This window comes from Phytohabitans maris (genome assembly GCF_031085175.1).
Classification (GTDB): Bacteria; Actinomycetota; Actinomycetes; order Mycobacteriales; family Micromonosporaceae; genus Phytohabitans; species Phytohabitans maris.
The window spans coordinates 71,144-92,996 of the sequence record NZ_JAVHUY010000039.1; the positions used below are offsets into that span (position 1 = coordinate 71,144).

Genomic DNA, 21,853 nt, shown 5'->3' on the forward strand with positions numbered 1-21,853 from the left:
GTTTAGTCGTGCTTTAGCGGTATCCCGTGACGTCGGCGGGTCGGCCCGCGTCCTCGGTCACGCCGAAGATGCCGAGCATGATCTCGGAGCGCAGCCACCCCGGCGTCAGCGAGACCGCGGTGCCGCCGACGGCCGCAGCTCCTCGGCGAGCGTGAAGCCCATCCGGTTGACCGCCACCTTCGCCAGGTCGTAGAAGAACGACACCCGGTAGTGGGCGTCGTTGTACGCCTTCGTCCCATCGGTCACCTCGATCACCAGCCCGCCCGGCCGCCGGGTCAGCAGCGGCAGCGCGGCGTGGCTGGTGACGATGTGGGTCTCGATCGCCAGCCGGAGCATGCGCAGCCCCTTGTCGAGGTCCTGCTCCCACATCCGGCGCTCCCAGGTCACCAGGTTTTCGGCGCCCCAGATGTCGTTGACCAGGATGTCGAGCCGCCCCTGCTCGCGCTCGACCCGCCCGACCAGCTCCCGCACCTGGTCCGGCTCCAGGTGGTCGACCCGCACCGGGATCGCCACCCCGCCGGCCCGCTCCACCAGCTCCGCGGTCTCTTCGATCGTCTCCGGCCGGTCGTACTCCGAGCGCCGCTCCCGGGTCGAGCGCCCGGTCACGTACACCGTCGCGCCGGCCGCGCCCAGCTCCGTCGCGATGCCCCGCCCCGCGCCCCGCGTGGCGCCCGCGACCAGGGCGACCTGGTCCGTCAAGCTCCTGGCAGTCATGCCGCGATGCTCACACGAACCTCCGACAGAACCAGCGGCGAACCGTGATCAGGGGGCGAGGAGCTCGACAACGACCTTGGCGGTGTCGCCCTCCGCCAGTGACTCGGCCTTGCGGATGGCGCGCTTGATGGGCAGCACGTATGCGCCACGGCCGGCGTCCGGGAAGATCGAGGTGGTCCAGGTGCTGGTGCCGATCGTGACCCGGACGCGGACCGAGCCGAAGCCGCGCCGAGGACCGGTCGCGACCGCGCTGTCGCGGATCTCGTCGGAGACGTCGGTGGGCAGCGTGACGAAGGTCCAGCTTTCGTCTCGCCGCGCGTCCCAGATCCACAGCTCGGCATCGAACTCCACCAGCATGTGCCGAGCATCGCATCCGGGTCCGACAGGAATCGGGCCGCGTGTAGCGGGGAGTCGCTCGTCACGTCCTGCGGTGATAGAGATTGCGGCGGGGTCGTCGCCCCGGGTCCACATGGGCGGGTGGGACGAACTCGGGCAGCCCGCCGGCGCCGAGCCGGACCGCCCAGTGCCCGCGATGGATGACGCCGTGGTGGTAGCCGCAGAGCAGGACGCTATTGTCCAAAGTGGTCGGCCCACCGTCAGCCCAGGCGCGGATGTGGTGGCCGTGGCACCAGCGTGGCGGCCGGTCACACCCGGGAAAGGCGCATCCGCGGTCGCGGACCTCCAGCGCTCGCCGCAGCGGCCCGGTGATGAGTCGACGGCCGCGGCCCAGGTCGAGGACCTGGCCGTCGCCGCCGAGCACCGCCGGGATCAGGTGGGCGTCGCAGGCCAACTGGCGCACCTGCGGCGGACTGAGCCGCCCACCCGTGTCCAGCATGCCGGCGCCGAGCTGTCGGTCGAGCAGGTCGAACGGGACGGTAACCACTACATGCGGCCGCTGCCCGCCGCCGCTGTCGGGCAGGTGGTCGCCGCGGGTCGCGAGGTCGCAGACCTCGACAAGCGCGTCGGCCCGGCGCTGGGCAGGAGTACGGGGCTCGTCGTTGTCGTGGCGGGGCGCGCACAGCGGGTCGATGGCGGCGTCGACGGTGGCGGCGCCGGCCTCGTCCAGCCAGCCCGTCACGCGAACCCGGCCGTCACCTTGACGAGTCAGCTGGAACGCTCGGCCCTGCCAGGCCCGGGCCTCCAGGCGCCGCAAGGCCGCAGCGTCAGCGGCGTCGGCCAGCTCTGGTGCGACGTGGGCGAGGATCCGCTCCCCGGCCTTGCGCAGGATAGCCGGCTCGAACTCGGTGGCCTGGCCGATCAGCACGGCTTCCGCCTTGTCGACCAGCTCGGGGCCGAGGTCGGTGGGAAGGCCCTGGGTCGCGGCGGCAACCACCGTCGCCTGCTCCACGTTTAGCGTGCCGGCGACCAGCGCCGCGTCGAGGGCGGGACGGTGGTCGACCGCCTGGGCCAGAGCGACGGACCGCTTCGCGGTGTGAATGCTGATCCGTAGGCGCTCTCGGAGCCACACGGCGGTGCTGGAGGAGCCGTGCGCGACGGAAAGGCCGCGACCGTCGATTTCCCGGATAAGGTGCAACTCAGTCGCGTGATGGTTTGTGTGATCTGGTGAATCGCGTCCAGACAATCGACGAGCGCGTCGTCCGCAAGAGGCCAGGTCGGTGCGTCAGCGCATTTAGCGGCGAGGGACCTGAGCTCGGCTAACGCATCCGCCAACACCCTCTAATTGTCGCGCGCAAAAACCAAGACCACCAGTTATCTTCGTCGATCTAGGAATCTTTCGGAGTCGCGGTGATTTATTTGTGATCAAAGCTCCCTTCAGGTCGCTAGAACGACGTGAGGGGAGCTTTGATCTTGTTCCACTGACCCGGGGAGGCGGGATGGGTTACGGCGTTGAGAGGGACCCGAAGAAGGCGGCGATGTCGGCGGCCAGCAGCGCCGGCGCCTCGGCGGCGGCGAAGTGCCCGCCCCGGGGCATGGGTGTCCAGCGGCGGATGGCGAAGAGGCGTTCGAGCCACTCGCGGGGGATGTCGCCCTCGTCGGCCAGGTGGTGGTCGAACTTGGCGAAGCCGGTGGGGACGTCCACGAAGTCGTCCGGCCCCAGCGGCTCGCGAAACCAGCGGTTGTCGAAGTAGTCGCGCATCGAAGACGTGATCGTGCCGGTGACCCAGTAGAGCGTGACGGTGGTGAGCAGCAGGTCGCGGTCGATCGCGCGGGCCGGGTCGGACCAGGCGCGCCACTTCTCCAGGATCCAGGCGGCCAGGCCGGCGGGGGAGTCGGCGAGGCCGTACCCGAGCGTCTGCGGCCTGGTCGACTGGATCTGCTGGTAGCCGCGTTCGGTGAGCGACCACCGCGCGAAGCCCTCGCGGTAGGCGCGTTCGGCGTCGGAGAGCGGGCGGGAGCCGGGGCCGGTGTAGGGCGGGATCTCGGGCGTGCTGAGGTGCAGGCCGATGAGCGGGGCGGGGTCGTCGAGCCCCATGTACGTGGCGACGCCGGCGCCGAAGTCGCTGCCGCCCGCGGCGTAGCGCTCGTACCCCAGCTCGCGCATCAGGCGGTGCCACAGCCCGGCGACATAACGGTACGTGATGCCGGTGCGGGGCGGGCGCGGCGAGAAGCCGTAGCCGGGCAGCGAGGGGAGCACCAGGTCGAACGCCGGGCCGTCGATGCCGTGCGCGGCCGGGTCGGTGAGCAGCGGTACCAGCGGGAGCAGCTCGGCGAAGGTGCTCGGCCAGCCGCTCGTGAGGACCAGCGGGATGCCGCCGCCACCCTCGGCGCGGGCGTGCACGAAGTGGACTTGCGTGTCGTCGAGCGTGGTGCGGAAATGGGCGAATCGGTTGAGGTCGCGCTCCTGGGCCCGCCAGTCGTAGCCGTCCGCCCAGTAGGCGAGCAGCTCGCGCAGGTACGCCTCGTCGGTGCCCTGGGACCATGGCTCGCCGGGCGCGGGCTCGGGCCACCGGGTGCGGCGCAGGCGGTCGCGCAGGTCGGTGAGGACGGCTTCGTCGACGTCGATCTCGAACTCCTCCACGGGAATACAGTAGGGCGATGACCGTCGCCGGACTGCTGCTTGCCGCGGGTGCCGGCCGGCGGTACGGCATGCCGAAGGCCCTCGTCCGGATGGGTGGGCACCTGCTCGTGGAGCGGGGCGCGCAGACGCTGCGCGAGGGCGGGTGCGATCCGGTGGTCGTGGTGCTGGGTGCGGCCGCCGACCGGGTGCGCGCCGAGGCGAGGCTGGGCACGGCGATCGTGGTCGAAAATCCGGAGTGGCCGACGGGCATGGGTTCCTCGCTGGGGAGGGGGCTGCGGGCAACTCTGGAGCTTGGCGTGCAGGCGATTCTCGTACTCCTTGTTGATCTTCCTGGAGTGACGCCCGCGGCGGTCCGGCGGGTCGCGGCGCTGGCCTCGCCCGACGCGCTGGTCATGGCGGGTTATGGCCCCCGCAGGGGGCATCCGGTGCTGCTCGGCCGCGAGCATTGGGCGGGCGTCGCGGCGGCCGCGACGGGCGATGTCGGCGCGCGGCCCTACCTCGCCGCCCACGCCGCGGCCGTGCGGGTCGTCCCGTGCGACGACGTGGCCGACGACCGTGACGTCGACACACCCGAGGAGCACACTGGTTCTCATGCGTGACGTCCTTGACGACCTGTTGCGCTGGTGGCAGGAAGACCAGCCGGTGGGGATGGCGACGGTCGTCGCCACGTGGAAGAGCGCGCCGCGTCCGCCGGGCGCGACCATGCTGGTCGGCCCGGACGGCACGGCGGTCGGCAGCGTCTCCGGCGGCTGCGTCGAGGGCGCGGTCTACGACCTCTCCAAGGAGGCCATCGCCGACGGGGTGCCGCGCCTCCAGCGGTACGGGGTGAGCGACGACGACGCCTTCTCGGTGGGTCTGACCTGCGGCGGCACGATCGAGCTATTCGTGGAGCGGGTCGACCGGGAGAGCTTCCCGTGGCTGGCGCGGGTGGCCGAGTCGATCGACAAGGGCGTGCCGGTCGCGGTGCTCACCTGCATCGAGGGGCCGCCCGACCGGATCGGCCGCCACCTGGTGATCGGGGCGTCCGGGGCCACCGGCGAGCGAGGCGAGCAGAGCAAGCACGGCCCCGGCGAGCGGGAGGGGACGCTCGGCTCCGCGCGGCTGGACGACGCGGCCACCGACGACGGGCGCGGGCTGCTCGCCGCCGGCCGCACCGGGGTGCTCCACTATGGACCCGACGGGCAGCGCCGGGGCAGCGGGCTGAGCGTGCTGGTGCGGGCGTACGCGCCGCGGCCCCGCATGATCGTCTTCGGCGCGATCGACTTCGCGGCGGCGGTGGCCCGGGTCGGCACCTTCCTCGGCTACCGGGTGACGGTGTGCGACGCGCGGCCGGTGTTCGCGACGGCCAAGCGCTTTCCGGAGGCCGACGAGGTGATCGTCGACTGGCCGCACCGCTACCTGGCCGCCGAGGCCGAGGGTGGGCGGCTCGACGAGCGCACGGTGGTGTGCGTGCTGACCCACGACCCGAAGTTCGACGTGCCGGTGCTGCGGGCCGCGCTCGACCTGCCCCTGGCGTACGTGGGCGCGATGGGCTCCCGCCGCACCCACGACGACCGGCTGGCGCGGCTGCGCGAGGCCGGCGTGGGCGAGGAGGCGCTGGCCCGGCTCTCTTCGCCGATCGGGCTCGACCTGGGCGCGCGTACCCCCGAGGAGACCGCGGTCAGCATCGCCGCCGAGATCGTCGCGCGCAAGTGGGGTGGCCGCGGGGCCCGGCTCTCGGAGACGAGCGGGCGGATCCACGGGTAACCCGCCGCCCTGGTTCGCTGCCTTTCGTGACGTGCGTTTCCGCTGCTGACGGGGCGTCGGAGCCTACCGACACTTTTCCGGAAACTGTTGACTCTGTTTCGGTCCCGGTGTGATACTCGCTATCCACCGGCGTCGATCGCGCCGGTGCCCGGGCACTCCTCGATGGGAGAGTGGCGTGGCGACTTTCGGCGGTCGCCACGCCACGCCTGCCCTTCCAGCGCAGGCGCGCGCCCTCAAGGTCCGCGCAGAAACCTAGTTTCTGCTCTTGAACCCAAGGGCGTCCGTAGCAGCAGAAACCTGGTTTCTGCTGTATCCCGACCCCACCGCCGAAGGCGAAACGATCATCGCCCCGTCCGGGACCCGGCAACGCTCCCGGTGTGTGGTCCGCGGCTGGGGTGTGCGGGCCGAGCCGCCGGGGGCCCGCCGCGGCGCCGGCCGAGGTCTCAGGGTGACCGCCGCTGGAGGCCTGGGGTCGCGGGGACGGGCCAAGGCGACGGTGAGCTGAGGCGCGGGCGGAGGGTATGGAGCGCGGAGGGTGAGGCCCCGGGAGCAACGGGCTGGACCCTATGCCACTCACGTTAAGTCGATCATGGGGCTGGGTCCGTGCCTAGGGGCCGCGCCGTCCGAGCTTGTCCACGGCTGTTGGGCCGCAAACCTTGATCGACGCGGGAAGGCGGGGGTTCGTACGGCTTGCCCTGCGTCAAATCCGGTCGGCGCACGGTGATCGTGGTATTCCAGTGCCCCCTGCGGGGCACCTGAGTACCACGATCTCGGCGAACGGCCCATTGTCCGCGCGGACCGCGGGCCGCGGGCCGCGGGCCGAACGGACGGGCTGGTGAATGTGGACGGTAGAGCCCGGCAAAGGTCAGGGGCCGCCGTGCTAGCGGGACAGGCGGAGGGCGAGGAAGAAGTCGACGCGGTCCTCGAAGCGGCCCAGGTCGCGGCCGGTCAGGGCCTCGACCCGGCTGATCCGGTAGCGGAGGGTGTTGACGTGCACGTGGAGGCGTTCGGCGCACCGGCTCCACGAGCCGCCGCACTCCAGAAACTCGGCGAGCGTGCGCACCAGGTCGGCGTCGTGGGCCTGGTCGTACGCCACCAGCGGGCCCAACAGCCGCTCCCGGAACGCCTCGCGCGCGTCCGCCGGCACCCGCGCGAGCAGGAGCTGGTGGGAGGCGAGCTCGGTCGAGCAGACCACCGCCGTACGGCCGTGGGCGGAGCGGTGGGCGTGCCGGGCCTCCGCGACCGCGCCCGGCAGCGTCGCCACGCCGACCGCCGGCGCGCTCACGCCGATCGCCAGGCGGCCGGTGCCGAGGCCGGGGGTCAGCGCGTCGACCGCGGCGCGGAGCGCGGCCGGCACGTCGACCCCGGGCGGAGCCGTCACCAGGCCGAGCACGGCCTGGTCGGGGAGGGGGGTGACGGCCGCGTGTGCGGACACCGCGCGCAGGGCCTCCTCCAGCACCGCGACGGTCAGGTCGGGCGGCGTGCGCAGGCCGGTCAGGGCGGCCACCACCGCCACGAACGTCGACTCCGGCTCCAGCCCGCACGACAGCGCGCCGGCCCGCAGGTCGGCCGCGCCGGCGCCGGTGGCGAGCTGGCGGCCCAGGCTGTCGGCGAGGCGCCGCTCCACGCGCACCACCTCGTCCAGCTGCGCGCGCTCCAGCGCGACCAGGCTGACCAGCTCCTCCGCCCCGTCCGGCAGCCCGGACGGGGCCTCCGGGTCCGCCTCGAACGCCACGAACCACGACGCCAGCCGGTGCTCCGGCCGCCCGGGCACCCCCACCAGCGCGTACCGCCCGTCGCCCGCCGTCCTGGGCAGCCGGGTGGCCGCCAGGAAGGCGCGGGCCAGCTCGCCGCCGGGCGGCGCGGCCTCCGTGCCGGCGATGGGGCGGCCGGTCGGCGAAAACACCCAGCAGGCCAGGCCGAGGTCGGCAGCCACAGGTGGGAGCAGGTCGGCCAGCCGGGCCCCCGCGGCCATCGCCGCCACAAGACCTCTTTGACGCCCGAGTACGGTGGCCAGTCCGCTCGCCCGCTGCGCCCAGAGTGACGGGTTGACCGCGTCGACGATCTCCCGGAACGACACCTCGACCGGTACCTCGAAGAGCGGGATCCCGTGGCGGGCGCACGCCTCGACAAGGTCGGCCGGGATGCTGCCGAAGACCGCGTCGCCCGCGCCGATGGCGGTGACCTTGCCGGCCGCGCACGCCGCCACGAACACCTCGGAGTCTTCCGGGCCGCGCCGCCACATCAGGCCGGTCAGCACGACCTCGCCGCCGGCCAGGTAGCGGCTGGGGTCGGGCAGGTCGGTGACGTAGACCCGGGTGACCGGGGCTTCGCGCCCTTCCACGCCGGTGAGCAGGGCAAGCTTCAGCCGAGGCTGGTCGAGCACCTCGCGCAGCAGCATCGCGTACGTCTCCCGGTGGCGGTTGTAGGAACCTACGAAAACCCTACGGCGCTCATGTTGCGGTTTCGGTGTCGACACCGCTTCATGGCCGGTTGGCGGACTGGTCTACTGACCGAATGGCAGACAGCCTCGCCGAGTTCAACGCGCTCCCGCCCGCCGAGGCCGAGCACGAGCTCCTCGCGTGCTGCGCCGCCCCAGCCTGGGCGGAGGCGGTCGCGGGCGGCCGGCCGTACCCGGACCGGATGGCGCTCAAGGCGGCGGGTGACGCCGCCGCACGGGCCCTGACCTGGGCGGACGTCGTGCTGGCCCTGTCCGCGCACCCCCGGATCGGGGAGCGCCCGGCCGGCGCGGGGCGGGAGGCGGCCTGGTCGCGGCGGGAGCAGGCGGGCGCGGACGACCCGTCGGTCGCGGCGGCGCTGGTGGCGGCCAACCGGGAGTACGAGGAGCGGTTCGGGCACGTGTTCCTGATCTTCGCGACCGGCAAGAGCGCGCCGGAGATGCTGGCGGCGGCGCGGGCGCGGCTGGCGCACGACGAGGCGACCGAGCGCCCGGTCGTCCAGGAGGAGCTTCGCAAGATCGCGCTGCTGCGGCTGGAGAGGCTGGTTTCGGCATGAGCCTCTCCACCCATGTGCTCGACAACGCGACGGGGGAGCCCGCGCGGGGGGTGCCGGTGCGGCTGGAACGGCGGGACGGTGACGGCTGGACGCCCGTCGCCGACGGCCGCACCGACACTGACGGGCGGCTGCGCGACTGGGTGCCGGCGGGCGCATGGGGTGCGGGTGTGTACCGCCTGGTGTTCGACACGGCCGCCCACAGCGCCTTCTTTCCCGAGGTGGCGGTGGCCTTCCGGGTGGCCGACGCCGCCCGTCACCACCACGTGCCGCTGCTGTTGAGCCCGTATGGCTACACGACTTATCGGGGGAGCTGAGCCCATGGGAATCGTGCTGGGACCCAACCGGTACGGCAAGGCGGAGACCCGCGTCGTCCGGGTGGTGCGCGACGGCGAGCGGCACGAGCTGCGCGACCTCAACGTGAGCGTGGCGCTCTCCGGCGACCTCGACGCCACCCACGTCTCCGGCGACAACGCGGGCGTACTCCCCACCGACACCCAGAAGAACACCGTGTACGCCTTCGCCAAGGAGCACGGCATCGACCAGCCGGAAGACTTCGGGCTGCGGCTGGCCCGCCACTTCGTCGCGACGCAGCCCACCGTCCACAGTGCCCGCGTCCACATCGAACAGTACGGGTGGCACCGGCTCGGGCCGCACTCGTTTCAGCGCGACGGCGCCGAGACCCGTACCGCCACGGTCACCGTGGACGGTGCCGGCGAGTGGGTGGTGGCCGGCCTCGCCGACCTGGTGCTGCTCAACTCGACCGACTCGGAGTTCTGGGGGTACGTGAAGGACCCGTACACGACGCTGCCGGAGACGAAGGACCGGGTCCTGGCGACGGCGGTGTCGGCCCGGTGGCGCTTCGCGTCGACCACAGTGGACTGGGCCGCCTCGTACGCGGGGGTGCGGGCGGCGCTGGTCGCGGCGTTCGTGGAGACCTACAGCTACTCGCTGCAGCAGACGCTCTACACGATGGGGCGGCGCGCGCTGGAGGAGCGCCCCGAGGTGGTCGAGGTGCGGCTGGCGCTACCCAACAAGCACCACCTGCTGGTCGACCTGTCGCCGTTCGGGCTGGACAACCCCAACGAGGTCTTCGTCGCGGCCGACCGTCCATACGGGCTGATCGAAGGCACAGTCCGCAGGTCCGACGCGCCCTCGTACGACGGAGCGTTCTGATGGACTTCCTGCGACCCTCCACATGGGAGGAGGCGCTGGCCGCCAAGGCCGCGCACCCCGAGGCCGTGCCGATCGCCGGCGGCACCGACGTGATGGTCGAGCTCAACTTCGACCGCCGCCGCCCGCCCGCGCTGCTCGACCTGACCCGGGTCGCGGCGCTCACCGAGTGGGGCGGCGACGGCGACCTGCTGCGGGTGGGCGCCGGCGTGCCGTACCGGCGGATCATCGAGGAGCTCGGCGGCCGGCTGCCCGGGCTCGCGATGGCGGCGCGCACGGTTGGCTCGCCGCAGATCCGCAACCGCGGCACGGTCGGCGGCAACCTAGGTTCGGCGTCCCCGGCCGGCGACGCGCACCCGCCGCTGCTGGCGGCCGGCGCCGAGATCGAGCTCGCCTCGGTGCGCGGCGTGCGGCGGGTACCGGTCGACGAGTTCTTCACCGGCCCCAAGCGGAGCGTGCTGGCGCCGGACGAGCTGATCGCCGCGTTCTGGATGCGCCCCGCCCGGACCGGAGACCAGTTCGCGAAGATCGGCACCCGAAACGCGATGGTCATCGCGGTGTGCTCGTTCGCGCTGACCCTGGACCGGGAGCGGCGGACGGTCGGCACCGGCATCGGCTCGGCGGCCCCGACCCCGGTGCGCGCGCCGGCGGCCGAGGCGTTCCTGGCCGCGTCGCTGGACTGGGACTCGCCCGGGGCCGTGCCGCCGGCGGTGGCCGCCGAGTTCGGGCGCCTGGTCGCGGCCGCCGCCGCACCGATCGACGACGTACGGGGCACGGCGGCGTACCGGCGGCATGCGCTGTCGGTGCTCGCCCGCCGCACGCTCACCTGGGCCTGGGAGGGGTCGCGATGAGGCTCAACTGCACGGTCAACGGCGAAAAGCGCCAGGCCGACGACGTATGGCCGGGGGAGAGCCTGCTCTACGTGCTGCGCGAGCGGCTCGGCCTGCCCGGCTCCAAGAACGCCTGCGAGCAGGGGGAGTGCGGCTCGTGCACGGTGTACCTCGACGGCACGCCGGTCTGCTCCTGCCTCGTCGCCGCGGGGCAGGCCGAGGGGCGTGCCGTGGTGACGGTGGAAGGGCTGGAGTTCGGCCGGGTGCAGGAGGCGTTCCTGGCGGCCGGTGCCGTCCAGTGTGGATTCTGCACGCCCGGGCTCGTGGTGGCGGTGCACGACCTGCTGGCCCGCGCCGACAAGCCCAGCGACCCGGACATCCGCGAGGCGCTGGCCGGCAACCTCTGCCGGTGCACCGGGTACGAGAAGATCCTCGACGCGGTGCGGCTGGCGGCCCAATGATCGTGATCGAGGGGTGTGCGGTCGCGACGGTGGACGCGGACGGCACGGAGTTCGCCACCGGGTACGTCGCCGTCGACGGGGACCGGATCGTCGCGGTGGGCCCGGGCCGCTACCCGGGCGCGGGGGAGCGGGTCGACGGCACCGGCTGCCTCGCCACTCCCGGCCTGGTCAACACCCACCACCACCTGTACCAGTGGGCCACCCGCGGCCTCGCCCAGCAGGAAAACCTCTTCGGCTGGCTGACGGAGCTCTACCCGGTCTGGGCCCGCCTCGACGAGGAGGTGGTGGCGGCGACGTCCGCGGCCGGGCTCGGCTGGCTGGCGCTCTCCGGCTGCACGACCAGCACGGACCACCACTACGTGTACCCCTCGGGGGTGGGCGACATCATGGCGGCGCAGGTGGCCGCGGCGGGCGAGATCGGGCTGCGCTTCCACCCGTGCCGCGGCTCGATGGACCTCGGCGCCTCCGCCGGCGGGCTCCCGCCGGACGAGGTCGTGGAGGAGACCGAGGCCGCGCTCGCCGCCACCGAGGAGGCGATCGACCGCTTCCACGACCCGTCGCCGGGCGCGATGGTGCGGATCGCGGTGGCGCCCTGCTCGCCGTTCTCGGTCACCGCGGAGCTGATGAGCGAGTCGGCCGCGCTGGCCCGCCGCCGCGGCGTACGGCTGCACACCCACCTCGCCGAGACGGCCGAGGAGGAGGAGTACTGCCGGGAGAAGTTCGGCTGCACCCCGGTCGAGTACGCGGACCGGCTCGGCTGGCTCGGCGGCGACGTGTGGCTCGCGCACGCGGTGCACCTCGACGCCGAGGCGGTCGCCCGCTTCGGCGCCACGGGTACCGGCGTGGCGCACTGCCCCAGCTCCAACGCGCGGCTGGGCGCGGGCGTCGCACCCGTACCCGACCTGCTGGCCGCCGGCGCCCCGGTCGGGCTCGGCGTCGACGGCGCCGCCTCGCAGGAGGGCGGGCAGCTCGGCGCGGAGCTGCGCATGGCCCTGTACGCGGCGCGCCTGCGCGGTGGCCACGAGGCGCTCACCGCCCGCCAGGCCCTGTCGCTCGGCACGATGGGCGGGGCGCGCTGCCTGGGGCGGGCCGGCGAGCTGGGTTCGCTGGAGCCCGGCAAGCTCGCCGACGTGGCGCTGTGGCGGATCGACGACCTCGGCCACGCCGGCATCGACGATCCGGTGGCCGCGCTGGTGTTCGGCCCACCCGCCACTGTGGAGCTGTTGCTGGTCGGCGGGCGGCCGGTGGTCGAGCGGGGCGAGCTGCGCACCGCCGACACCCGGGAGCTGGCCCGCCGCGGCGTCCGCGCGCACGAAAGGCTCGTCAAATGACCACTGTGGACGTCTCGGTGCTGGACGGCGTCGGCACCAGCCCGCGCCGCCCGGACGGCACGCTGAAGGTGCGGGGCGAGTTCGCCTTCTCCTCCGACCTGTGGCACGAGGACATGCTGTGGGGTGCGACGCTGCGCAGCCCGTATCCCCACGCGGAGATCCGCGGCATCGACCTGACCGCGGCGCTCGCCCTGCCCGGGGTCTACGCCATCCTCACGTACCAGGACGTGCCGGGCGCCAAGCGGTACGGCCTGGAGATCGCCGACCAGCCGGTGCTCGCCATGGACGAGGTGCGCTACCAGGGTGAGCCGGTCGCGATCGTCGCCGCCGACCACCCGGAGACCGCCCGCCGCGCCGCCGGGCACATCGCCGTCGACTACCTGGAGCTGCCGCCGGTCACCGACCCGGAGGAGGGCGATCTGCTGCGCCGCGTACCGGTGCGCACCGGCGATCCACACCCGACGGCTGACGTGGTGGTCACCGGCGAGTACCAGGTCGGCATGCAGGACCAGGCGTTCCTCGGCCCCGAGTCGGGGCTCGCGGTGCCGGCCGAGGACGGCGGCGTCGACCTGTACGTCGCGACGCAGTGGCTGCACGTCGACCGCAAGCAGGTCGCCGCCTGCCTCGGGCTCCCCGAGGAGAAGGTGCGGCTCAGCCTGGCCGGGGTGGGTGGCGCGTTCGGCGCCCGCGAAGACCTGTCGATGCAGGTGCACGCCAGCCTCCTCGCGCTGCACACCCGCAAGCCGGTCAAGATGGTGTACGGGCGCGAGGAGTCGTTCTACGGCCATGTGCACCGGCACCCGGCCACCCTGCGGTACGAGCACGGCGCCACCCGGGACGGCGACCTGGTGTACGTGCGGGCGCGCATCGTGCTCGACGGTGGCGCCTACGCCTCCAGCTCCACCGCCGTGGCGGCCAACGCGGCCACGCTCGGCATCGGCCCGTACGAGGTGCCCAATGTGGACATGGTCGCGGATGTGTACTACACCAACAACCCTCCGTGTGGGGCGATGCGCGGCTTCGGGGCGGTGCAGGCCTGCTTCGGGTACGAGTCGCAGATGGACAAGCTCGCAGCCGCGCTCGGCATGAGCCCGGTCGAGCTGCGCATCCGCAACGCGCTGACCACCGGCTCCCGCATGCCCACCGGCCAGGTGGTGGAGGGCCCGGCGCCGGTCGCCTCGCTGCTCGCCCGGGTCCGGTCCCGCCCAGCGCCGCCACCGTCCACGCCGGACCTGCGCGAGCTGCCCGGTGGCGTCTCCAACACCACCCACGGCGAGGGCGTGGTGCGCGGCGTCGGCTACGCGATCGGCATCAAGAACGTCGGCTTCTCCGAGGGCTTCGACGACTACTCCACGGCCCGCGTGCGGCTGGAGCTGGTCGGCGGCGAGCCGGCCGCGCTGGTGCACACCGCGGCCGCCGAGGTGGGGCAGGGCCTGGTGACGGTACAGGCGCAGATCGCCCGCACCGAGCTCGGCGTCGAGCGGGTCACGGTCGCTACGGCCGACACGAGCGTGGGGAGCGCCGGCTCCTCGTCCGCCTCCCGCCAGACGTACGTGACCGGTGGCGCGGTGCGGGCGGCGTGCCAGGCCGTCCGCGCCACGCTGCTGTCCCGGGTGGCGGGCGCCACCGACGTGGTGGGCGGCAAGCTCGTCAACGCGGCCGGCGTCGTCGTGGCCGACCTGGCCGAGGCGATCGGCGACGAGCCGGTCGAGGAGACGGTGGAGTGGCGGCACCGCCCGACGTACCCGATCGACCCGAAGACCGGGCAGGGCGATGCCCACGTGCAGTACGCGTTCGCCGCCCACCGGGCCACCGTCGACGTCGACGTGGAGCTGGGCCTGGTCAAGGTCGTGGAGATCGCCACCGCGCAGGACGTGGGCAAAGCGGTCAACCCGCTCGCCGTCGTGGGCCAGATCCACGGGGGTACGGCGCAGGGGCTGGGGCTGGCGCTGATGGAGGAGATCCAGATCGTCGACGGCGTGGTCCGCAACCCGTCCTTCACCGACTACCTGATCCCGACGATTCTGGACATGCCCCCGATGTCGGTGGATGTCCTGGAGCTGGCCGACCCGCACTCCCCGTACGGCCTGCGTGGCGTCGGCGAGCCCCCGACGATCTCCTCCACGCCCGCGATCGTGGCAGCGGTACGGGCCGCGACCGGCAAGGCCCTGGCCAGGGTCCCCATCCGCCCCGAACACATCACCACCTGACGCCGACCCGCGTTGGATCTAGAACGTTTAGGGCTGATATGGCGCCCTAAACGTTCTAGATCCGTATCTACGTTTGGTGGGAACGGCGGCCGGGAGATGTACCGGCGGTTTCGGACCGCAGCGCCCGGTTAGCGCCCCCTTATGCGTCCCTTAAGACACGCAGGATCTCCAAACTCGGTTCAACCAAGCACGACCCCCGGTACGTACACGTGGGGCGGAGACGTCTGCGTGGAGCGAGGTGAGCACCCGATGCAGTGAGCGCGATCGGACCGGGTGAAGGGCAAGTCACTAGGTTGCGGAAGGTCGGTAAGTCTTGCTGAAGCGGAAGTACGAAGAGCGCTCCGTGGAACGCGACGAAGACACGGGAACGGTGGAGACGACGAGTAGCACGACCGGCACGAAACGGAAGCTTCCGCGGCTCCCGCTGCTCGGTGGTGTCATCTTCGTCGCGCTGGCCATGTGGGCCGCGAGCAGCACGTTCGGCGGGGCGCTGGCCTCGGTGTACGTGTACGCGTTCCTCAACTTCTTCGCCGGCGTGGTCACGTTGGTGTCGCTCTCGCTGACGGTCATGTGCGGCCTGGTCGCCACCGACCGCTTCTTCCTGAAGATCGGTCATCGGGTCTTCTTCCAGGGCCTGCACCGGGCGACGGCGATCATCGCGATGGTCTTCCTCGGGCTGCACATCGCGATGAAGGTGCTGTCCGGGTCGGCGACGGTGATCGACCCGTTCGTGCCGTTCGCCAACCCGCTCGACCCGATCTACGTCGGGCTGGGCACGGTGGCCAGCTACCTGATGATCACGACGTTCTGGACCGGCCTGATTCGGGCGCGCTTCGCCGGCAGCGGCAAGCCGTGGATGTGGCGCACCCTGCACGCCACCTCCTACGTCGCCTGGCCGGCCGCCCTCGGCCACGGCCTCAACGCCGGCCGGCCGGCCGCCACCTGGGTGATCCTGAGCTACGCCGCCTGCGTGGTCGGCGTGCTGATCGCGCTGCTGGTCCGGGTGTACGTGAGCCTCGGCCGCCGCACCACCGGCAAGACCGGGCCGTCCGCGGTCGGCGTCAACGTCGAGACCGCGATCATCCCGCGGGTCACCGACGGCGGGTTCCGGGAGGGGCTGATGAGCTCGACCCGCGAGCAGCGCGCGATCCGCGACGACGAGCTGGAGAACACCGCCACCCGGATGATGACCACCGCCCGCCCGCCGCGCGAGCGCGACGAGCAGGAAACCCGCGTCGGGTACGCGATGCCGCCCGAGCCGCGCCGCCCCCGCGAGGAGGAGCGGGCACCGGACGAGCTGGTCTCGCCGGGCGAGCGGCGGGCGTCCCGGTCGGGGCGGTCCGAGCGGGAAGAGGCGCGGCGTTCCCGGCTGGAGCAGATGGACGAGCGGGCCGAGGAGCGGCGCGTCCTGGAGCGGGCGCCGGCCCGCCGGGAGCGCGTCGACGTGGGCGAGCGCCTCGACGACCTGCGCCAGCAGGAGCGGCGGGCGTCCCGGTCGGGTTCGCGCTCGGAGGACAAGCGGAGCGCGACGCAGTGGCGCCGCCGTTCCAAGAGCGGGAAGAAGGACGAGGCCGAGGCGACCGAGCGCGAGTGGTACGAGAGCCTGCGCGGCGACGAGCCGGTCTCCGGGTACGGCCCGGTCTCCGGTGCCTACGCGCCCTCGTCGCCGGCGCCCGCCCCGCAGCCGGAGCGCGAGCGGTACGGCCGCGGCGAACCGAGCGGCGGCCGGCGCCGGGCGGAGGCGCGCGACGAGCGGTGGACCTCGCCGGCCGACGAGCGGTACGCGGACATCGACCCCGTGTCGGCCCCGGTCGGCCGGTACGACCAGGGCCGCGAGCCGGTCTCCGGTCCGGCACCTCGCTACGACCAGAGCCGTGAACCGGTCTCCGGTCCGGCGCCGCGCTACGACCAGAGCCGCGAGCCGGTCTCCGGTCCGGCGCCGCGCTACGACCAGAGCCGGTACGACGAGCCCCGGTACGAGGACGAGCGTCCCCGCCGGGCCGCGCTCCGCCTGGTCACCGACGAGGACTCGCCCCGCCGTTCGCGCCGCTCGCGCTCGTCGCGTGCGGAGGAGTCGCGGCACAGCCGCCGCGAGGACGGCCGGCACAGCCTCGGCGAAGACGACGAGGGCCCGATCCAGTACGCCTCGGAGCCCGGGTACGACCGCCCCGGCCCGTACCCACCGGCGGTGGACCCGGTGCCGTCGCAGCGGTCCCGGTCCCGCCGTGGCCGCCGCGCCGCGGGCGGTGAGGACATGGACAACGGTGCCTACTGGACTCGACCGAGGGAAGGGTATGGGAGGTGAGTGGAGGGATGGTTCCGGCCGTCGGTCGCGCCGGCCCGGCCCGGCTGACCGCGGGCTTTGAACAGTTCGGGCGCTTGGACCTGTGGGACCACCAGCAGATGCACGGTGACCTGCGCCCGATGTCGAGCGCGGAGCTCATCTCCCTCGCCGAACAGATCAAGCTCACCGGGCGGGGCGGGGCGGCGTTCCCGTTCGCCCGCAAGGTCAAGGCGGTCATCGACTCGGCGATGCGGCAGGAGAAGCCGATCGTCGTGGTCGTCAACGCCACCGAGGGCGAGCCGGCCGCGTGGAAGGACAAGGTGCTGCTCGCCCGCGCGCCGCACCTCATCCTCGACGGCGCCTCGCTCGCCGCTTGGGCGCTCGAGGCCGACGAGATCGTGATCGGCGTGGAGAAGGACCACGTCGGGCACGAGTCGCTGCGGCGGGCGCTCGCCGAGCGGCGGATGCCGGCGCCGACCCGGATCGTCGGCGTACCCCACCGGTTCATCTCCGGCGAGGGCGGCGCGCTGGTCCGCGGCATCAACGGCGAGGCGCACATCCCGCCCGGCCGCAAGATCCGGTCCAGCGACTCCGGCGTCGACGGGCTCCCCACGCTGCTCTCCAACGCCGAGACGTACGCCCAGCTCGCGTTCGCGGCGAGCATCGGGCCGCGCGAGTACGCCGCGGTCGGGACCAGCAAGGAGCCGGGCACCGTCCTGCTCACCATCACCGCCAACGGCAAGCCGAGCGTGGTGGAGGCGCCGACCGGCGTACCGCTGAAGGAGGTCCTGCGGATGTGCGGGACCACCCCCGGCCAGGGGCTGCTCCTCGGCGGGTACCACGGCAAGTGGATCACTGCGGAGGCGGCGTCGCGGGCGGAGATCTCCCGGGAGAGCCTCACCGAGGTCGGCGGCACGCTCGGCGCGGGCATCATGGTCCCGCTGCCCGAAGACACCTGCCCGCTCGGCGAGGTGGAGCGGGTCATGCACTACATGGCGGCCGAGTCCGCCGGCCAGTGCGGCCCCTGCCGCCTCGGCCTGCCCGACCTCGCGCGTACCGTCTCCAAGCTGGTCCAGGGCGGTGGCGGCGCGGCTGCCGTGCGCGCGGCGGCCAGCGTGGTGAAGGGTCGCGGGGCGTGCAGCCACCCCGACGGCACCTCGCGCTTCGCGCTCTCCGCGCTGGAGGTCTTCGCCGAAGACATCGCCACCCACGCGTACAGCGAGGGTTGCGGGCGCCGGGTCAAGGGCGTGCTCCCGCTCTCCAGCTCGCCGGAGACCGAGGGTACGGCCGGCGGCGTCGGCAAGCTCGTCGTGGACTGGACCCGCTGCGACGGGCACGGGCTCTGCGCCCACCTGGTGCCCGAGCTGATCCGGCTGGACGGCAACGGGTACCCGGCGATCGCCGACACCCCCGTCCCGGCCTGGCTGGAGGCGGACGCCCGGCGGGCCGTCGACATGTGCCCGGGCCTCGCGCTGCGGCTCACCGGCGTCACGCCGGGCGGCAAGCGCGGCAAGACGAAGGAACCCAAGCGGAGGCCGTCCAAACCGCTGCGGTAGAGGTTACCGTGCTTACGTGACCGAGATACCCAGCGAGCCGCTCGCCCGCTTGGCGGTGCCGGCGTATGAGCTGATCGACTAGTGCATCCCGACTCCTTTCTGGACTCCGTCTTCGCCGAGCTGGACGACCTGCTCGGCCGGGTCGACGCGGCGCTGGCGGAGCGCTACCCGGGCGACCCGGGCGGCCGGCAGCCGGTGCACACCGTGTACGTGCCGGCCGACCGGATGCACCCCGCCCTGCTCCACGAGTGGGGGGCGGCCGCGCGGGAGGCGTTGACGGCACACCCGCCGCTGCCGTTCGGGGAGGAGCTGCGCGAGCGGGTGCTGTCCAAACTGGAGCGCGAGCCGATCGAAGACCTGCGGATCGACTTCGAGGACGGGTACGGCATCCGCGACGACGCCACCGAGGACGCCGACGCGGTCGCCGCCGCCGCGGCACTGCGCGACGGTCCGGCACCGCCGTTCGTGGGGCTGCGGGTCAAGAGCCTGGAGGCGCCCACCCGAAAGCGCGCGGTCCGCACGCTGGCCGTCTTCCTCTTCTGGTACGGCGGCCTGCCGCCCGGCTTCGTCGTGACACTGCCCAAGGTGAGCGCACCCGAGCAGGTCGCCGCGATGGCGGTCCTGTGTGGACGGCTTGAGGAGGCGTACGGGCTGCCGGCCCGGGCGCTCCGCTTCGAGGCGCAGGTGGAGACGGCACCGGCGGTGCTCGGCGCGGACGGGCGGGCCACGGTCGCGCGGCTGATCGGGGCGGCCGAGGGGCGGCTGACCGGGCTGCACTACGGCACGTACGACTACAGCGCCGGCCTCGGCATCGCCGCCGCGCAGCAGAGCCTCGAGCATCCGGCGGCCGACCACGCCAAGGCGGTCATGCAGGTGGCGGCGGCCGGCACCGGCGTACGCCTCTCCGACGGCTCCACCAACGTGCTCCCGGTCGGCGACACCGCGGCCGTGCAGGCGGCCTGGGCGCTCCACTCCCGCCTGGTGCGCCGCTCGCTGGAGCGCGGCTTCTACCAGGGCTGGGACCTGCACCCGGCGCAGCTGCCCACCCGCTTCGCGGCGACGTACGCGTTCTTCCGCGACGGGGCACCCGCCGCCCGCGCCCGCCTCGCGGCGTACCGGGAGCGCCGCTCCGGCGGGATCCTGGACGAGCCGGCGACCGCCCGGGCGCTGGAGGGCTTCCTGGCGCGCGGTGTCCACTGTGGTGCGCTCGACCCCTCGGAGGCGGACGTTGAGCTTTGATCTGATCGTGCGGTCGCGGCGGACGGTCCTGCCCGACGGGGAGCGGCCGGCCTCGGTCTGCGTGTCGGACGGGCGCATCGCGGCGATCGGGCCCTACGAGGGGGTCGACGGAGTCGACCTCGGCGACGTGGCGCTCCTGCCCGGGCTCGTCGACACCCACGTGCACGTCAACGAGCCGGGGCGCACCGAGTGGGAGGGCTTCGCCACCGCCACCCGCGCCGCCGCGGCCGGTGGCGTGACGACCATCGTGGACATGCCGCTCAACTCACTGCCTCCCACCGTCGACGTGGAGGCGCTGGCGGTCAAGCGGGCCGCCGCGACCGGGCAGTGCCATGTGGACACCGGCTTCTGGGGCGGTGCGATTCCGGGCAACGCGGCCGACCTGCCGGCGCTGCACGAGGCCGGGGTCTTCGGTTTCAAGGCGTTCCTGGTCGACTCGGGCGTGCCGGAGTTTCCGCCGCTCTCGCCGGCCCAGCTGCGCAAGGCGCTCTCCGCCGTGGACGCGCTCTTCGTCGTACACGCCGAGGACCCGGACGCCATCGCACCGGCCGCCGCCTCGCCGCACTACGCCGACTTCGTCGCCTCGCGGCCGCCGAGCGCGGAGACCGGTGCGGTCGGCACGGTGGTGGCCGCGGCCCGCGAGACCGGCCGGCGGCTGCACGTGCTGCACCTCTCCGCCGCCGCGGCCCTGCCCTCCATCGTGGACACTCCGAACGTCACGGTGGAGACCTGCCCGCACTACCTGACGCTGAGCGCGGAGGAGGTGCCGGAGGGTGCTACCGAGTACAAGTGCTGCCCGCCGATCCGGGACGCGGCCAACCGCGACGCGCTGTGGCAGGGGCTGGCGAGCGGCGCGATCGACTGCGTCGTCTCCGACCACTCACCCTGTACCCCGGAGTTGAAGCGCGCCGACACCGGCGACTTCGCGGCCGCGTGGGGTGGCATCGCCTCGCTCCAGCTCGGCCTGCCGGTGGTCTGGACCCAGGCGGCCGTGCGCGGCTTCGGCCTGTCTGACGTGGTGCGCTGGATGGCCGCCCGTCCAGCCGAGATCGCCGGCCTGACCCGCAAGGGGCGCATCGCGCTGGGGTGCGACGCAGACCTGGTCGCCTTCGAGCCGGACACGGCGTTCGTGGTCGACGCGGGGCGGCTGCGGCACCGGCACGCGGTCACCCCGTACCACGGCCGCGCCCTGCTGGGCAAGGTCCGCACCACCTGGTTGCGCGGCACCATTGTGGACGGTGTGACCCCGCGTGGCCGCCTGCTGTCCCGGGGCGAGGCATGAGCTGGCGGCTGCTGCCCGACCTCGCGGCCCGGTCGCTGGGCGGCGGCGTGCCGTACGTCTCGGACGAGCTCTTCGCCGCCGGCGACAACCTGGTCACCGACGCGCCGCCGAGCTTCCAGGCGCAGACGTTCGGGCCAAAGGGCCAGGTCTACGACGGCTGGGAGACCCGCCGGCGCCGCGAGCCCGGGCACGACCACGCGATCGTCCGGCTCGGCGCGCCCGGCATCGTACGCGGCGTCGTGGTCGACACCGCGTTCTTCACCGGTAACTACCCGCCCCACGCGTCGGTCGAGGGCGTGGCGGTCGACGGCTACCCCGGCCCGGCCGAGCTGGCGTCCGCGCCGTGGGCCCCGCTGGTGCCGAGGTCACCGCTCGCCGGGGACACGCGCAACGAGTTCGAGGTGACCGAACCGTACCGCTGCACCCACGTACGCCTCACCATCTACCCGGACGGGGGCGTGGCCCGCCTGCGCGTACACGGGGAGGTGGTGCCCGACCCGGCCCTGCTGCCGGGCGTGCTCGACCTGGCCGCGATGGAGCACGGCGGGCAGGTGGTCGAGTGCAGCAACATGTTCTACGGCCCGCCGCACCGCCTGATCGCACCCGGCCTCGCGCGGGTGATGGGGGAGGGCTGGGAGACCGCCCGCCGCCGCGACGGCGGCAACGACTGGGTGCTGGTCAAGCTGGCCGCGCCGGGCGTCGTGCGCATCGCCGAGCTGGACACCAGCCACTTCAAGGGCAACGCGCCGGGCGCCGCCAGCCTGCGCGGCGTGGACGCCCGCACGTCCGATATAGACGATCCGGCCGCCTGGTTTGATATTTTGCCCCGCACCCGGCTCCAGCCCGACACCCGTCATCGTTTCCCGGTCTCGCCGGTGCCACAGGCCGCCACCCACGTACGCCTGGACGTCTTCCCGGACGGCGGCATGGCCCGGCTCCGCCTGTACGGTGAGCTCACCGAAGATGCCCGGGCCGCGCTGTCCGCCCGTTGGCGAGCCACGACCACATCTTCCAGGAGAGGTGACATCCAGTAAT

The 21,853-nt window shown here is 73.3% G+C and carries 18 protein-coding genes and 1 pseudogene; 14 read left to right on the forward strand and 5 right to left on the reverse strand.

The features are described from left to right. Window positions 1–34: 34 nt before the first annotated feature. The 4 genes and pseudogenes from RB614_RS32550 to RB614_RS32565 form a co-directional block, all read right to left on the reverse strand. Window positions 35–714 (reverse strand): annotated as a pseudogene (locus RB614_RS32550) (SDR family oxidoreductase); the annotation flags it as partial. 48 nt (window positions 715–762) lie between these two features. Continuing rightward, window positions 763–1,071 carry a DUF1905 domain-containing protein gene (locus tag RB614_RS32555; RefSeq protein ID WP_308716518.1) on the reverse strand — a complete coding sequence of 103 codons (309 nt, stop codon included), beginning with the start codon at window positions 1,069–1,071 and terminating at the stop codon, window positions 763–765. Between the two features lie 61 nt (window positions 1,072–1,132). Continuing rightward, window positions 1,133–2,296: an HNH endonuclease signature motif containing protein gene (locus RB614_RS32560; protein ID WP_308716519.1), complete on the reverse strand. Its 1,164-nt coding sequence runs from the start codon at window positions 2,294–2,296 to the stop codon at window positions 1,133–1,135. Window positions 2,297–2,554: 258 nt separating this feature from the next. Then, complete coding sequence (locus RB614_RS32565) at window positions 2,555–3,694, reverse strand: epoxide hydrolase family protein (protein WP_308716520.1); 1,140 nt, start codon at window positions 3,692–3,694, stop codon at window positions 2,555–2,557. A 17-nt stretch (window positions 3,695–3,711) separates the two neighbouring features. On the opposite strand from RB614_RS32565, the gene RB614_RS32570 reads away from it, so the two are divergent. Continuing rightward, entirely contained in the window at window positions 3,712–4,293 is a 582-nt protein-coding gene (locus tag RB614_RS32570; protein ID WP_308716521.1) for a nucleotidyltransferase family protein, read from the forward strand. After that, a complete protein-coding gene (locus RB614_RS32575) occupies window positions 4,286–5,440 on the forward strand; it encodes an XdhC family protein (RefSeq protein WP_308716522.1) in 1,155 nt (384 codons plus the stop codon). The genes RB614_RS32570 and RB614_RS32575 overlap by 8 nt, the downstream gene beginning before the upstream one ends. An 880-nt stretch (window positions 5,441–6,320) precedes the next feature. Here RB614_RS32575 and RB614_RS32580 read toward each other — a convergent pair. Beyond that, a complete protein-coding gene (locus RB614_RS32580) occupies window positions 6,321–7,841 on the reverse strand; it encodes a PucR family transcriptional regulator (protein WP_308716523.1) in 1,521 nt (506 codons plus the stop codon). A gap of 116 nt (window positions 7,842–7,957) precedes the next feature. Here RB614_RS32580 and uraD point away from each other — a divergent pair, with 116 nt between their 5' ends. The 12 genes from uraD (at window position 7,958) to alc (ending at window position 21,852) form a co-directional block, all read left to right on the forward strand. Then, a complete protein-coding gene (uraD, locus tag RB614_RS32585) occupies window positions 7,958–8,455 on the forward strand; it encodes a 2-oxo-4-hydroxy-4-carboxy-5-ureidoimidazoline decarboxylase (protein WP_308716524.1) in 498 nt (165 codons plus the stop codon). Further along, a complete protein-coding gene (uraH, locus tag RB614_RS32590) occupies window positions 8,452–8,769 on the forward strand; it encodes a hydroxyisourate hydrolase (RefSeq protein WP_308716525.1) in 318 nt (105 codons plus the stop codon). Before uraD ends, uraH begins: the two co-directional genes overlap by 4 nt. A 4-nt stretch (window positions 8,770–8,773) precedes the next feature. After that, window positions 8,774–9,628 (forward strand): factor-independent urate hydroxylase, encoded by an 855-nt coding sequence (gene pucL / locus RB614_RS32595; RefSeq protein WP_308716526.1) that lies wholly within the window; start codon window positions 8,774–8,776, stop codon window positions 9,626–9,628. Continuing rightward, window positions 9,628–10,476: an FAD binding domain-containing protein gene (locus tag RB614_RS32600; RefSeq protein WP_308716527.1), complete on the forward strand. Its 849-nt coding sequence runs from the start codon at window positions 9,628–9,630 to the stop codon at window positions 10,474–10,476. The genes pucL and RB614_RS32600 overlap by 1 nt, the downstream gene beginning before the upstream one ends. Then, window positions 10,473–10,916, forward strand: a complete 444-nt coding sequence (locus tag RB614_RS32605; RefSeq protein ID WP_308716528.1) for a (2Fe-2S)-binding protein — start codon at window positions 10,473–10,475, stop codon at window positions 10,914–10,916. The genes RB614_RS32600 and RB614_RS32605 overlap by 4 nt, the downstream gene beginning before the upstream one ends. Next, window positions 10,913–12,247 (forward strand): 8-oxoguanine deaminase, encoded by a 1,335-nt coding sequence (locus tag RB614_RS32610; RefSeq protein ID WP_308716529.1) that lies wholly within the window; start codon window positions 10,913–10,915, stop codon window positions 12,245–12,247. The genes RB614_RS32605 and RB614_RS32610 overlap by 4 nt, the downstream gene beginning before the upstream one ends. Further along, entirely contained in the window at window positions 12,244–14,457 is a 2,214-nt protein-coding gene (gene pucD, locus RB614_RS32615; RefSeq protein WP_308716530.1) for a xanthine dehydrogenase subunit D, read from the forward strand. Before RB614_RS32610 ends, pucD begins: the two co-directional genes overlap by 4 nt. A 343-nt stretch (window positions 14,458–14,800) precedes the next feature. Continuing rightward, window positions 14,801–16,762: an MFS transporter gene (locus tag RB614_RS32620; RefSeq protein ID WP_308716531.1), complete on the forward strand. Its 1,962-nt coding sequence runs from the start codon at window positions 14,801–14,803 to the stop codon at window positions 16,760–16,762. Between the two features lie 8 nt (window positions 16,763–16,770). After that, window positions 16,771–18,297: a ferredoxin gene (locus RB614_RS32625; protein ID WP_308716532.1), complete on the forward strand. Its 1,527-nt coding sequence runs from the start codon at window positions 16,771–16,773 to the stop codon at window positions 18,295–18,297. Window positions 18,298–18,378: 81 nt separating this feature from the next. Then, window positions 18,379–19,536 carry a DUF6986 family protein gene (locus tag RB614_RS32630; protein WP_308716533.1) on the forward strand — a complete coding sequence of 386 codons (1,158 nt, stop codon included), beginning with the start codon at window positions 18,379–18,381 and terminating at the stop codon, window positions 19,534–19,536. Continuing rightward, the gene (gene allB, locus RB614_RS32635; protein ID WP_308716534.1) at window positions 19,526–20,818 is read left to right on the forward strand and encodes an allantoinase AllB; all 1,293 of its coding nucleotides are present in this window, start codon (window positions 19,526–19,528) and stop codon (window positions 20,816–20,818) included. Before RB614_RS32630 ends, allB begins: the two co-directional genes overlap by 11 nt. Next, window positions 20,815–21,852 carry an allantoicase gene (gene alc, locus RB614_RS32640; RefSeq protein WP_308716535.1) on the forward strand — a complete coding sequence of 346 codons (1,038 nt, stop codon included), beginning with the start codon at window positions 20,815–20,817 and terminating at the stop codon, window positions 21,850–21,852. The genes allB and alc overlap by 4 nt, the downstream gene beginning before the upstream one ends. Window position 21,853 lies beyond the last annotated feature (1 nt).